Here is a 13,015-nt window from a genome sequence, read left to right as displayed (position 1 = left end):
GCCGCCGCCCGCCGCCCGCCGGCCGCCGCCCGCCCGGCGCGGACGCGCCAGGCGCCCCGCGCCCCTACACGAGCAACTGGTGCTTGGCCAGGTCTTTGTAGAGCGGAGTCGAGAGGACGAGCTCGGAGTGCGTACCGGTGCCGATCACGCGGCCCTTCTCGAGGACGATGATCTGGTCGGAGTCGACCACGGTCGAGAGACGGTGCGCGATGACGATCAGCGTGCGGTTCTCCGCCACGGCGTCGATCGCCTCGCGGAGCCGCTGCTCGTTGATGCCGTCGAGCGACGACGTCGACTCGTCGAGCAGGAGGATGGGCGGTGCCGCGAGCAGGGTGCGGGCGATCGCGAGGCGCTGCTTCTCGCCGCCGGAGAGCATGACGCCGTCTTCGCCGACCTGGGCGTCGAGACCGTGGTCGCCGCGCTCGAGCACGCCGGTCAGGTTGACCGCCTCGAGCACCCGCCGGCAGTCGTCGTCGGAGGCGTCGGGGGCACCGAGCGTGAGGTTGTCGCGGATGGTGCCGGCCAGGACGGGCGCGTCTTGCTCGACGTAGCCGATCTGGGCGCGGAGCTCGCCGCGGTCGAGGGTGCGGATGTCGACGCCACCGAGGCGGACGACACCGGCGGCCGGGTCGTAGAAGCGCTCGATCAGGGCGAGGATCGTGCTCTTGCCCGCACCCGACGGGCCGACGAGCGCGGTGCGCTTGCCCTTCGGGGCGGAGAAGGAGACCCCGTGGAGCACGGTGAGGTCGGACGGCTCGCGGACTCCGGCGAGAGCGTCGATGGCGCTGCCGGCGACGAGCGACGGATCGGAGGCGTCGGCACCTCCCGGGTAGGTGAACTGCACGTCGTCGAAGCTGATCGCCGCCGCCTCGACGGACAGGCCCGAAACCGAAGCGGCGTCCGACCCCGTCGCAGACGCGGAGACAGGAGACGAACCCGAACCTGAACCTGAACCAGCACGGGCACCCGAGCCCGTCAGCGACGCGGCCAGGGCCTCGTCGCCCGACGTCTCGCTCGGGATCTCGATGATCTCCTGGATGCGGCCGAGGGCGCCCAGCGCGGAGTTGACACTGGTGACCGCCCCGAACGCCTGGCCCAGCGGCATGATCATCAGGAACAGGAAGAGGATGAACGACACGAGCTGCGAGATCGTGTCGGCGCCGCTCGCGACGCGGTAGCCGCCGACGCCCAGGACGACGAGGAACGACACCTGCATCGCGACGCTGGCGATCGGCACCACGACGGCCGAAGCGCTGGCGACGTCGAGGCCGCGGTCGTAGGCCTCTTCGGCGTCGCGCTCGATGGCTCGGACCTCGCGGTCGGTGGCACCGGAGGCGCGGACCGTGCGAATCGACGAGATCGCGCGCTCGACGGCGGAGGCGAGGTCGCCGACCTTCTTCTGCGCCCGCTGGCTGGCGACCCGGATGCGCCGCGACAGGCTCACGACGACGACCACCGAGATCGCGACGACCAGCACGGTGAGACCGAGGAGGACGGGGTCGATGATCGCCATGCCGACGATGGCGCCGAGGAAGGTGAGCGAGCCGCCGATGGCCTCGACGAGGCCCTGGGTGAGGACCGCGCGGAGGAGTGTGGTGTCGCTGCCGACGCGGGAGACGAGGTCGCCGATGCGCCGGGAGTCGAATTCGCTGATCGGCAGGTGCAGCAGGCGGGACACGAGGCGGCGACGGCTCGAGAGCACGACCGCCTCGCCGGTGCGCTGCAGCAGGTAGTGCTGGAAACCGCTGAGAAGGCCGGAGATGACGACCAGGGCGACGAGCGCGATGACGAGGATGCCCAGCGGCTTGTGCTGCTGCACGAAGCTGATGACCTGCTGCACCAGCAACGGTTGGGCCAGCGAGGCGGCGGCCCCGAGCACGCTGAGGACGATGATGACCGCCATCATCTTCTTGTTCTCGAGGATGTAGGGCAGGAGCTGCGAGAATTTCGCCCGGGGGCCCTCGACGATGAGCTTGCCGTCGCGCCCGTACCGCGGCCCGGACGGACGGCGCGAACGGCGTGGCTTCCGCCCCGAGGACGCGGCGGGCGCTGCGGGCAGGGAGGGATCGGCGGGACGCGTGGTGGTGTCGGAGCTCATGGTGCCTTTCGGGGCCGGGTCCCTCTAGAATCTCACCTTTTCGCGGGGGCCGAGCACCCGCATCCCCCGCTTGTGGACAACTCGCGACAGCGAGCCGCCTGGGGAGAAGTCACCCGACTCGACAACGCACGAGCCCCCCGCCGAGCCGAAGCACAGCGAGGGGCCCGAGAACGGAACGCGATCAGTTCAGATTCGTCGCATAGTCGACGTCGCGGGTCTCGCGGCTGATCAGCAGGGCGACGAACGTGATGGCGGCCATGGCGGCGAGGTAGATGCCGACCAGGAACGTGCTCCCATGCGCAGCCTGCCAGAGCGCCACGGCGATGAACGGGGCGACGGCGGCACCGAGGATGCTCGACACGTTGTAGCTGATGGCCGAACCGGTGTAGCGGACGTTCGCCGGGAACAGCTCCGGAAGCACGGCGCCCATCGGCCCGAAGGTCAGCCCCATCAGGATGAAGCCGATGATGAGCAGACCCTGCGCGCCGGCGAATCCGGCGGAGAACAGCGGTGCGAAGACGAACCCGAAGACGAGGATCGCACCGGTGACGACGAGCAGCAGGCGGCGGCGGCCGAATCGCTCGGCCAGGGGGCCCGAGACGAGCGTGAAGATGCCGAAGAAGGCGACGCCGACGATCAGCATGAGCAGGAAGCTCTGGCGAGAGTAGCCGAGGCCGGGCACGAAGGCGGCCGCGTTGAAGGGCTTCCCGGCGGCCTTCGCCGCGGCTGCTGCGGTCGAGGTCGAGGAGGCGGTCGTGCCGTAGGTCAGCGTGAACGTGGTCATCAGGTAGAAGAGCGTGTACGTCGCCAGCATGATGAACGTGCCGAGGATCAGGGGGCGCCAGCTCGTCTTGAAGACGCGGGCGATCGGCAGCTTCGAGACGTTGCCCGACTCCTTGACGGCCTCGAACGCCGGGGTCTCGACGAGCTTGAAGCGGGCGTAGAGACCGACGATCACGAGCACCGCGCTGCCGAGGAACGGGATCCGCCAGCCCCACGACGCGAAGGCCGCGGTCGACATCGAGACGTTCAGGATCAGGAACAGGCCGTTGGCGATCATGAAGCCGATCGGCGCCCCGAGCTGCGGGAAGGTGCCGTAGATGGCGCGCTTGCCCTTCGGAGCGTTCTCGGTCGCGAGCAGCGCGGCGCCGCTCCACTCTCCGCCGAGGCCGAAGCCCTGAGCGAAGCGGAGGATCACGAGGAACGTCGGCGCGAGCACGTGGAAGCCGGGCACGGTCGCGGCCGGCAGGACGCCGATCAGGACGGTGGCGATGCCCATCGTGAGCAGCGAGGCGATGAGGGTGTTCTTGCGGCCGATCCGGTCGCCGAAGTGGCCGAAGACGATCGAGCCGACCGGGCGGGCGATGAACGCGACGCCGAAGACGGCGAAGGAGGCGAGCAGCGCGACGGTCGGGTCGGCGTTCGCGAAGAAGAGCGTGGGGAACACGAGCACGGCGGCCGTCGCGTAGACGTAGAAGTCGTAGAACTCGATCGAGGTGCCGATGAGGCTGGCGACGATGACGCGTGCGCGCGAATTCGTCGGTGCGGGGGAAGGAGCTTTCGCCGTGGCGAGAGTGGACGTGGACATGTGTGGAGGATCTCCGGGATACCGGGAGCGCTGGCGGCTCCAGAACGGTGGGAGACACGAAGGGGAGTGGGCGCACGGTGATGCGGAGGACTCCCGCGCATCGTCGCCACCGGGTAAGTGATCGGCCGCTTGTGACGGCCTCCCGGTGATGTTACAGGAAGATTACGGAATGCGACACGCCCGGCGCGTGAAAACCGACACCGGTGGTCGAAAACGACGGCGGTCGCGAAACGGGGGATGCACGACCCGGCGCCCGGCCGAGCAGCGGCCCGGGCATCCCCCGTCTCGCCCCTAGCTCGCTTCGTACCCGGTGTCGAGGTGGTCCGGCAGCTGGTGCCCCATCCGGTCGCGCTTCGTGTCGAGGTAGGACTCGTTGAAGGTGCCGACGCCGACGACGAGCGGGACGAGCTCGGCGACCTCGATGCCGTGCGCGGTGAGCTGGTTGCGCTTGTCGGGGTTGTTGCTGAGCAGGCGAACGGACTCGATGCCGAGGTCGCGGAGGATGTCGGCGGCCGCGACGTACTCGCGGGCGTCGGCGGGCAGGCCGAGCGCGAGGTTGGCGTCGAGGGTGTCGAGCCCCTCTTCTTGCAGCTTGTAGGCACGGAGCTTGTTGATCAGGCCGATGCCGCGCCCTTCGTGGCCGCGAAGGTAGATCACGACGCCGCCGTGGTTGTGGATCGTGTCGAGGGCGGCGTCGAGCTGCGGGCCGCACTCGCATTTGAGCGAACCGAAGGCCTCGCCGGTCAGGCACTCGGAGTGGACGCGCACGAGAGCGCCGTCGGTCGGCTGACCGGACACGATGGCCACGTGGTCGGCCCCGGTGTCGAGGTCGCGGTAGGCGCGCATGCGGAAGGTGCCGTGGGTGGTCGGGACGGTGGTCTCGACCTCGAAGGTGACGTGCGGACGCACGGCGGGGGTGTCGGTCATTCGGGGCTCCGGCTCTGGGTGCGGGCGAGGATCGCGAGATCGTCGCCGAGAGGAGTGATGCTGTCGATGTGGAGAGGTCGCTGATCGCTGATCGTGCCGACGCCGAGGTCGCCGAGCGCAGTGCGCGGGCCGCCGAGCAGGGTCGGTGCGAGGTAGATCAGGAAGTCGTCGGCGAGGCCGGCGCGGATGAGCTCGCTGGCGACCGTGGGGCCGCCCTCGACGAACACGCTGCGGATCTCGCGGTCGTACAGGTCGGCGAGCACGGCGGCCAGGTCGCGGCTGCCGGTCTCGACGAAGCCGCGCGGATGCCGTCGGAGGGCCGCGTCGGCGGGCACCGGGCGGGAGCCGACCACGACGGGCAGCGGCTGGAAGGGCAGGAGTTCGCCCGCGTCGCCTCGGGCGGTGAGCGAGGGGTCGTCGGCGAGAACGGTGCCCGTGCCGACCAGGATCGCGTCGTGGGCGGCACGCTGCTCGTGGACGTGCTGACGGGCCGCGGCGCCGGTGATCCACTTGCTCGTGCCGTCGGCGGCGGCGGCACGGCCGTCGAGCGACGACGCCCACTTGACGGTCACGAACGGGCGTTTGAGTTCTTCGGCGAGGAGCCACCGGCGAAGGAAGGCGGAGACCTCGTCTCTCAGCACCCCCTCGTCGACCTCGACTCCGGCGGCGCGGAGGCGCGCTCCTCCGCCGCTGGAGTGCTCGCCCGGGTCGGAGACGGAGTAGACGACGCGTGCCACGCCCGCGTCGATGAGCGCTTCGCTGCACGGGCCGGTCCGGCCGTGGTGGTTGCAGGGCTCGAGTGTGACGACGGCGGTGAGGCCGTGAGCGGCACCCGGAGCCAGCTTCGAGAGGGCATCGATCTCGGCGTGGGGCGTACCGGCGCCGCGATGCCAGCCCTCGGCCACGACGCCGCCCTCGTCGTCCATCAGCACGCACCCGACGCGCGGGTTCACCCCGGTGACGGGCCCGTGCGCCGCGAGCGAGAGGGCATGCCGCATGGCGTGCTCGACGCGCGCAGGCGCGGGGGTCGTGGTGCTCACGGGAGAGTCCGATCGGAGTGAAGAAGCGGGGTCTCCTTCGACCATAACCAACGCGCGAGCGCATGACGTATTCCTGCCGAGTGGCGTAACAAGCTCCTCACATTCGAGGAACGCGCCGGACTCAGGACGCGCGAGCCGTGATGCTCTCGGGCGGCCAGCCCTCTTTCGGCCCGCGATCGTCGTTCTTCGAGAGGCGGGCCCGCCAGCAGAGCGGATGCTTGCGTTCACGGTCGGGTTGCAGCCCCGGCTCGGTGCCGAGATAGGTGAACCCCGCCCGCCGGGCCACGCCTGCCGAGGCCGTGTTTCCCAGATAGCCCTCCCAGACGATGTCGTCGAGCCCCTCGACGTCGAAGGCCCAGTCGGCGACCAGGCGCACCGCCTCCGTCATCAGCCCGCGGCCCCGCGCAGCCGGCGCCGACCAGAACCCGATGTCGCGGTGCTGGAAGCGGATGCTGATCATGCCCACCAAGAGGCTCGACCCGGGCTCGCGCAGCCCCCAGGTGTATTCGCGCCCGGTCAGCCAGCCGCGCTCGACGATCTGCGCCACGAAGAACTGCGCGTCGCCGAAGGTGTACGGCACCGGAACCGTCGTGAACTCCTGCAGCACGGGGTCTTGGCAGGCGTCGAAGATGGCGACCGTGTCGGCCGTGCGGGGAACCTCGAGGCGGAGCCGCGGGGACTGGAGTTCGAAGGGCTGCATGGAGGTCGTCAGACCTTCCGGACGAATCCGATGCGGTCGTAGACGGTCGCGAGCGTGGCATTCGCGATCTCGGCGGCGCGGTCGGCGTTGTGAGCCAGGACCCGGTCGAGTTCGGCCGGATCGTCGAGGAGTTCGAGGGTGCGCGCGCGGACGGGCGTGAAGACCTCGACGACGGCCTCGGCCACGTCTTTCTTGAGGTCGCCGTACCCCTTGCCCTCGTACTGCTCTTCGAGACGGGGGATGCTCGTGCCCGTGAACGCGGACAGGATCGTCAGCAGGTTGGAGACGCCCGCCTTCTCACCGCGGTCGAAGCGGATCTCCCGGCCCGTGTCGGTGACGGCGGAACGGATCTTCTTCGCCGTCTTGGAGGGTTCGTCGAGCATCCACACGATGCCGGAATCGCTCGCAGCGGACTTGCTCATCTTCGACTCCGGGTTCTGGAGGTCGTAGATGCGGGCGGTCTCTTTGAGGATGTAAGGCTCGGGCACGGCGAAGGTCGGGCCGAATCGGGAGTTGAACCGGTTGGCCAGGTCACGGGTGAGTTCGACGTGCTGCTTCTGGTCGTCGCCGACGGGAACGAGCTGCGTGTTGTAGAGCAGGATGTCGGCGGCCATGAGGATCGGGTAGGTGAAGAGCCCGACCGACGCCGAGTCTGCGCCCTGCTTGGCGGCCTTGTCTTTGAACTGGGTCATGCGGCTGGCCTCGCCGAAGCCCGTGAGGGTGTTGAGCACCCAGGCGAGCTCGGCGTGAGCGGGCACCTGCGACTGGATGAAGAGGATCGACTTGGCCGGGTCGATGCCGCCGGCGATGTACTGGGCGGCCGTGCGGCGCGTGGTCTCGCGCAGGGTCGCGGGGTCTTGCGGCACGGTGATCGCGTGCATGTCGACGACGCAGTAGAGCGCGTCGTGGGTGTCTTGCAGGGCGGCCCACTGCTGGAGCGCACCGATGTAATTGCCCGCGTGGAGCGAGTCGGCCGACGGCTGCATGCCGGAGAAGAGACGGGGGAGGGGCATGGTGTTCCTTTGCGAAACGGGAAGACGGAGGAGAAGAGAGGAGAGGGGAGCGGCTCAGATGTCGTAGTCGACCACGACGGGCGTGTGGTCGGACCATCGCTTGTCGTACGACGCGGCCTTGTCGACGGCGTAGTGCGTGACGCGCTCGGCGAGGGCAGGCGTCGCCATCTGGTAGTCGATGCGCCAGCCGGTGTCGTTGTCGAACGCAGCGCCCCGCCAGGACCACCAGGTGTACGGACCCTCGACGTCGCCCGCAGCCTCGCGGCCCACGTCGACCCAGCCGAGGCCCTTGCCGGTGGAGCCGTCCGCGCCCTCGACCTTCTTGCCCGCGGGGCCGAAGAATCGGTCGAAGTGGGCGCGCTCGCGCGGCAGGAAGCCGGCTCGCTTGACGTTGCCCTTCCAGTTCTTGATGTCGAGCGGGGTGTGGCCGACGTTGAGATCGCCCACGACGACGGCCAGCTCGTTGTGCTTCTCGAGCTGGGGGAGGCGCCTCGACATGGCGTCGAGGAACTTCCATTTCTCGTCCTGCTTCGGGGTGTCGGCCTCGCCGGAGTGCACGTAGGTGCTGACGACGGTGACGATCGTGCCGTCGACGTCGTAGTCGGCCTCGAGCCAGCGGCCGGCGCTGTCGAACGTCTTGGCCCCGAGATCGACGCGGTGGATCTCGGCCTTCTTGCGGCTGGCGAGCGCCACCCCTGCGCGACCCTTGGCCGTCGCCTCGTCGTGGAGCACGTTCCACTCGGGCCCGAGGAGCCCTTGGATGTCGTCGGTGGATGCACGGACCTCTTGGATCGCGAGGATGTCGACGTCGCGCCCGTCGAGCCACTCGCCCATGCCCTTGCGGAACGCGGCACGGATGCCGTTGGTGTTGATGGACGCGAGGCGGAGACGAGAACCCATGCCGAAACACTACCGGCGGCCGCCGACAGTGGGTGTCGGAGGCCGCCGGGAAAGGGGGCGATGCAGTGCGTGCGGGGCGTCGTCTCAGGCGTCGTGGTCGGTGCTGAGGAACTCCACCAGCGAGTCGGCCGTGGTCTCGGCGTCGTCGCCGTCGACGGTCAGCGTGACCTCGTCGCCCGTCTGCACGCCGAGGCCGAGCAGCGCCAGGATGCTGGCGGCGTTCACCGACTTCTCGCCCTTGGCGATCGTGACCTTGTGCTTCGACGCAGTGACGGTCTGGACGAACAGCGAGGCCGGACGGGCGTGGAGCCCGGAGGAGGAGGCGACGGTGACGGTGCGGGTGGCTTCGGACATTGAGGATGCTCCAGTCGGTTGGTGAAGAGGGAAGTCGGCAGGGAAAGCGTAGAGCGTGCGGAAACGGAACGAAACGGGCGCGGTGGTCACGCCCGTCCGGGCCAGAACACCTCGGTGCCCGCTCCTTCGACCTCGCGGACGAGGTCGAGGTTGACGGCGGGGTCGGTGATGATCGTGTCGATCGCGGCGATCGGAGCCACGCGACCGAACTCCTCGCGACCGAACTTGGTGTGGTCGGCCAGGAGGATGCTCCGGCGAGCCGCCTTGATCAGAGCGGACTTCACGGCGGCCTCGGCGATGTTGTGGGTCGTGAGGCCCCGCTCCGGGGTGATGCCGCCGACGCTGATGAAGGCCACGTCGACCGAGACCATGCCCACGAGCTGGTGGGTCCAGGTGCCGACGCCGGCCATCGAGTCCTTGCGGATGCTGCCGCCCAGGAGGTGCAGGTCGATGCCCGGACGATTGGCCACGGCCATCGCCACGGGAAGGCTGTGGGTCACGACGGTCAGGCCCCGGTCGGCCGGGAGGATCTGCGCCAGGAGGATGGTCGAGGTTCCGGCGTCGATGATGATCGACCCGTTCTCGGGGATCTCGTCGACAGCGGCCTGGGCGATGACCATCTTCTCCGCCGTGTTGATGGTGCCGCGGTCGCCGACACCCGGGTGGATCGTCATCCGCTCGACGGGGATCGCCCCGCCGTGCGCCCGGCGGACGAGCCCGCGTCGCTCGAGGCTCGTCAGATCGCGGCGGATGGTCTCGGGGGTGACGGCCAGCAGGTCGGCGAGGTCCTTGACGTCCACGCGCCCGTGCTGGCGGGCTTCCTCCACGATCCGGAGGTGGCGTTCGGGTGCGTACATCGGTCCCCATTGACGAGAAATGGACATTTGACGGCCCATGTCACGACAAATGCGGCTCGAAAAGGGCAATCAAGCACAAACGGAAGTTTGTTGGTGCATTTTTAGCTCTGATTTTGTTTGTTTGTCAATTCAGATCGTTGTATGGTCTTCCCAGCGCGACACCACCGCGCCCCGACGAAATCGTCATCGACGAACAGTCACCCAGACAGACACCCGTAGAGAGATGAAGGAGTCTCGGATGCCCGAACTTGCCGGAGTAGGCGTCGGACGAGGTACTGCGAGCGGACCCGTGCTGCGCATGGCCGATCCCCTCGGCGAACCCGATGCGTCCCCTCTCCAGGGCGACGCGGCCGCTGCCAAGGCGGAGGTCGGCGAGGCACTCGCGTTCGTGGCCGACGAGCTCGGCAAGCGCGGCGAAGCAGCGGGCGGGGATGCCCAGGCCGTCCTCGAAGCGCAGGCCCTGATGGCTCAGGATCCCTCGATCCTCGACGACGTGCACGCGCAGATCGACTCGGGCGTGAACGCCGAGCGTGCCGTCTACACGGCCTTCAAGTCGTTCCAGGACATCCTCGCCGGGATGGGCGGCTACATGGGCGAGCGCGCCGCCGACCTCGGCGACGTCGCCCAGCGCATCATCGCCCGTCTGCGCGGCGTCTCCGCACCCGGCGTGCCCGAGTCCGACACTCCCTTCGTGCTCGTGGCGCACGACCTCGCTCCGGCCGACACGGCCCTGCTCGACCTCACCAAAGTCCTCGCCCTCGTCACCCGCGACGGCGGCCCCACCTCGCACACGGCGATCCTCGCCCGCGCCAAGGGCATCACCGCGATTGTCGGCGTCTCCGAGGCCGACAAGCTGTCCGACGGCGACGTCGTCGTGGTCGACGCGGCCGCCGGCGTGGTCGTCACCGACCCGACCGCCGAGCAGGTCGCCGACGCCGAGCAGCGTCGCGTCGAGCGTCTCGCCGCCGCGTCCGCGCCGCTCACGCCCGGCACGCTCAAAGACGGCACGCTCGTGCCGCTGCTCGCGAACCTCGGATCTCCGAAAGACGCCGCCGCGGCGGTCGAGCTCGGAGCCGAGGGCGTCGGTCTCTTCCGCACGGAGTTCCTCTTCCTGGACGCTCCGTACGCACCCGACGTCGCCTCGCAGAAGGCCTCCTACAAAGAGCTCCTCGAGGCGTTCCCCGGCAAGAAGGTCGTCGTCCGAGCCCTCGACGCCGGCGCCGACAAGCCGCTGCCGTTCCTCACCGACAAGAACGAGGAGAACCCGGCCCTCGGTCGCCGCGGGCTGCGCGCCCTCCGTCACCACGAGGAGATCCTCCGCGACCAGCTCACCGCACTCGCCCAGGCCGACGCCGAGACCGAGGCCGACCTGTGGGTCATGGCGCCGATGGTGGCCGACCTCGAGGAGACCGTCTACTTCGTCGACCTCGCGCGCGAACTCGGCATCCGCACCGCGGGAGTCATGGCCGAGGTGCCGTCGCTCGCGCTCATGGCCGACCAGGTGCTCACCTCCGCCGACTTCGTCAGCATCGGCACGAACGACCTCACGCAGTACACGCTCGCGGCAGACCGCATGCTCGGCACCGTCGCGGCGTACCAGGACCCCTGGCATCCCGCCGTCCTCCGCCTCGTCGCCCAGCTCGGCGCCGCCGGCAAGGCTGCGGGCAAGGGCGTCGGCATCTGCGGCGAGGCGGCCTCCGACCCGATCCTCGCGGTCGTGCTCGTCGGCCTCGGCGCCACCACGCTCTCGATGACGCCGGCGGCCCTCGCCGACGTCCGGGCCGAACTCCTCGGGCACACGCTCGACGAGGCTCGCGCCATGGCGCAGGCGGCCCTCGCCGCCCCGTCCGCCGCAGCGGCCCGCGCCGCCGTGGCGTCCGTCAGCTCCGCTTCCTGACCCAGCCCCTCCCGACCCACCCCTCCCGCACCTCCCACCTCAGAAGAAAGATCCAGAAAATGACAACGACGTCTGTCGCCACACCCAAGAAGGAGTCCGGGGGCGCCCGCGTGGGCGTCCAGAAGTTCGGCGCCTTCCTGTCCGGCATGGTGATGCCGAACATCGCCATCTTCATCGCCTGGGGCCTCATCACGGCCTTCTTCATCCAGACCGGCTGGACCCCGGTCGGGATCCTCGGCGGCTTCGGCAAAACGGACGGAGTCGCCAACGTCGGCGTCGTCGGTCCGATCCTCACGTACCTGATCCCGCTGGCGATCGCCATCCAGGGCGGCCGGATGATCTACGACATCCGCGGTGCGGTCGTCGGCTCGGTCTTCACGATGGGTGTGATCCTCGGATCCGACTCCACCATGATCCTCGGCGCCATGATCTGCGGGCCGCTCGGCGCCTACCTCGCCAAGCAGATGGACCGCCTCTGGGACGGCAAGATCAAGCCCGGCTTCGAGATGCTCGTGAACAACTACTCGGCGGGCATCCTCGGATTCGGTCTCTTCATGGCCGGGTTCTTCTGGCTGTCGAAGCTGTTCGGCGTGATCGTCACCGCTCTCGGCAACGCCGTGCACTTCCTCGTCACCGAGCACCTCCTGCCCCTCGCCAGCATCTTCATCGAGCCGGCCAAGGTGTTCTTCCTCAACAACGCGATCAACCACGGCGTGCTCGACCAGCTCGGTGCGCAGCAGGTCCAGCAGTCCGGCAAGTCGGTTCTCTTCCTCCTCGAGGCGAACCCCGGCCCCGGTCTCGGCATCCTCCTCGCCTTCACGTTCTTCGGCGTCGGCGTGGCCCGCTCCACCGCTCCCGGTGCGATCCTGATCCAGTTCTTCGGCGGCATCCACGAGATCTACTTCCCGTTCGTCCTGCAGAAGCCGATCATGTTCATCGCCGTCATCCTCGGTGGCGCCACCGGCGTCGGCACCAACGTCGCCTTCAACTCCGGCCTCGTGGCGCCCGCCTCACCGGGTTCGATCATCGCGGTGCTCACCTCGACCTCGAAGGACAGCTACGTCGGCGTCATCCTCTCCGTCGTCCTGTCGGCCGCCGTGTCCGGTGTCGTCGCGTCGTTCTTCCTCATCGCCACCCGCAAGCGCGACCTCGCCAACGGCGGCGGCGACATGACCGAGGCCCTCGCCAAGATGCAGGCCAACAAGGGCCGTGACGCCAACGCCGCGACCGCCGGTGTGTTCGCCGGTGCCAGCGCCCCCGCCACCGACGAAGAGGTCGAGTCCTCCTTCGGCGGCGTCGGCAGCCCCTCGGCTCCCGGCAACACGACCACCGCCACTCGCGTCGAGAACATCGTCTTCGCCTGCGACGCCGGCATGGGATCGAGTGCGATGGGCGCGAGCGTCCTCCGCAACAAGATCAAGAAGGCCGGCATCGAGGGCGTGACCGTCGTCAACAAGGCCATCGCCAACCTCTCCGGCGACGAAGACCTGATCATCACGCAGGAGCAGCTCACCGACCGGGCCAAGGGCATGAACCCGGGCGCCCAGCACGTGTCCGTGGGTAACTTCATGAATGCGCCGCAGTACGACCAGGTCGTCGAGCAGCTCAAGTCCCAGCAGTAATAACCAGTAAGGAACCTCA

General features: G+C 69.0%; 10 protein-coding genes and 1 pseudogene. 2 read left to right on the top strand and 9 right to left on the bottom strand.

All coding sequences use genetic code 11. The annotated features are described in order from the left end of the window. Window positions 1-64 precede the first annotated feature (64 nt). The 9 genes and pseudogenes from ABEA39_RS18670 to ABEA39_RS18630 all read right to left on the bottom strand — a co-directional run bounded on the left by ABEA39_RS18670 (window position 65) and on the right by ABEA39_RS18630 (window position 9,477). Window positions 65-2,098: an ABC transporter ATP-binding protein gene (locus ABEA39_RS18670; RefSeq protein ID WP_345377481.1), complete on the bottom strand. Its 2,034-nt coding sequence runs from the start codon at window positions 2,096-2,098 to the stop codon at window positions 65-67. A gap of 181 nt (window positions 2,099-2,279) precedes the next feature. Next, window positions 2,280-3,686, bottom strand: a complete 1,407-nt coding sequence (locus ABEA39_RS18665; RefSeq protein WP_345377480.1) for an MFS transporter — start codon at window positions 3,684-3,686, stop codon at window positions 2,280-2,282. Between the two features lie 291 nt (window positions 3,687-3,977). After that, window positions 3,978-4,583: pseudogene (ribA, locus tag ABEA39_RS18660) on the bottom strand (GTP cyclohydrolase II); the annotation flags it as partial. Between the two features lie 26 nt (window positions 4,584-4,609). Next, window positions 4,610-5,611: a bifunctional diaminohydroxyphosphoribosylaminopyrimidine deaminase/5-amino-6-(5-phosphoribosylamino)uracil reductase RibD gene (ribD, locus tag ABEA39_RS18655; protein ID WP_345377487.1), complete on the bottom strand. Its 1,002-nt coding sequence runs from the start codon at window positions 5,609-5,611 to the stop codon at window positions 4,610-4,612. 163 nt (window positions 5,612-5,774) lie between these two features. Beyond that, the gene (locus ABEA39_RS18650; protein WP_345377479.1) at window positions 5,775-6,353 is read right to left on the bottom strand and encodes a GNAT family N-acetyltransferase; all 579 of its coding nucleotides are present in this window, start codon (window positions 6,351-6,353) and stop codon (window positions 5,775-5,777) included. A gap of 8 nt (window positions 6,354-6,361) precedes the next feature. Continuing rightward, on the bottom strand, window positions 6,362-7,366 hold the full coding sequence (gene trpS, locus ABEA39_RS18645) for a tryptophan--tRNA ligase (RefSeq protein ID WP_345377478.1): 1,005 nt from the start codon (window positions 7,364-7,366) through the stop codon (window positions 6,362-6,364). Between the two features lie 54 nt (window positions 7,367-7,420). Next, on the bottom strand, window positions 7,421-8,266 hold the full coding sequence (locus tag ABEA39_RS18640; protein ID WP_345377477.1) for an exodeoxyribonuclease III: 846 nt from the start codon (window positions 8,264-8,266) through the stop codon (window positions 7,421-7,423). A gap of 84 nt (window positions 8,267-8,350) precedes the next feature. After that, the gene (locus tag ABEA39_RS18635) at window positions 8,351-8,620 is read right to left on the bottom strand and encodes an HPr family phosphocarrier protein (RefSeq protein WP_345377476.1); all 270 of its coding nucleotides are present in this window, start codon (window positions 8,618-8,620) and stop codon (window positions 8,351-8,353) included. Between the two features lie 86 nt (window positions 8,621-8,706). After that, window positions 8,707-9,477 (bottom strand): DeoR/GlpR family DNA-binding transcription regulator, encoded by a 771-nt coding sequence (locus ABEA39_RS18630; RefSeq protein ID WP_345377475.1) that lies wholly within the window; start codon window positions 9,475-9,477, stop codon window positions 8,707-8,709. Between the two features lie 238 nt (window positions 9,478-9,715). On the opposite strand from ABEA39_RS18630, the gene ptsP reads away from it, so the two are divergent. Both ptsP and ABEA39_RS18620 read left to right on the top strand, forming a co-directional pair. Beyond that, complete coding sequence (ptsP, locus tag ABEA39_RS18625) at window positions 9,716-11,374, top strand: phosphoenolpyruvate--protein phosphotransferase (RefSeq protein ID WP_345377474.1); 1,659 nt, start codon at window positions 9,716-9,718, stop codon at window positions 11,372-11,374. A 59-nt stretch (window positions 11,375-11,433) separates the two neighbouring features. Continuing rightward, the gene (locus ABEA39_RS18620; RefSeq protein ID WP_345377473.1) at window positions 11,434-12,996 is read left to right on the top strand and encodes a PTS mannitol transporter subunit IICB; all 1,563 of its coding nucleotides are present in this window, start codon (window positions 11,434-11,436) and stop codon (window positions 12,994-12,996) included. The last annotated feature ends 19 nt before the right edge of the window (window positions 12,997-13,015 follow it).

This window comes from Frondihabitans cladoniiphilus (genome assembly GCF_039544345.1).
GTDB lineage: Bacteria > Actinomycetota > Actinomycetes > Actinomycetales > Microbacteriaceae > Frondihabitans > Frondihabitans cladoniiphilus.
Note: the sequence above shows the minus strand (reverse complement) of the source record. Positions and strands in the feature narration are given on the sequence as shown.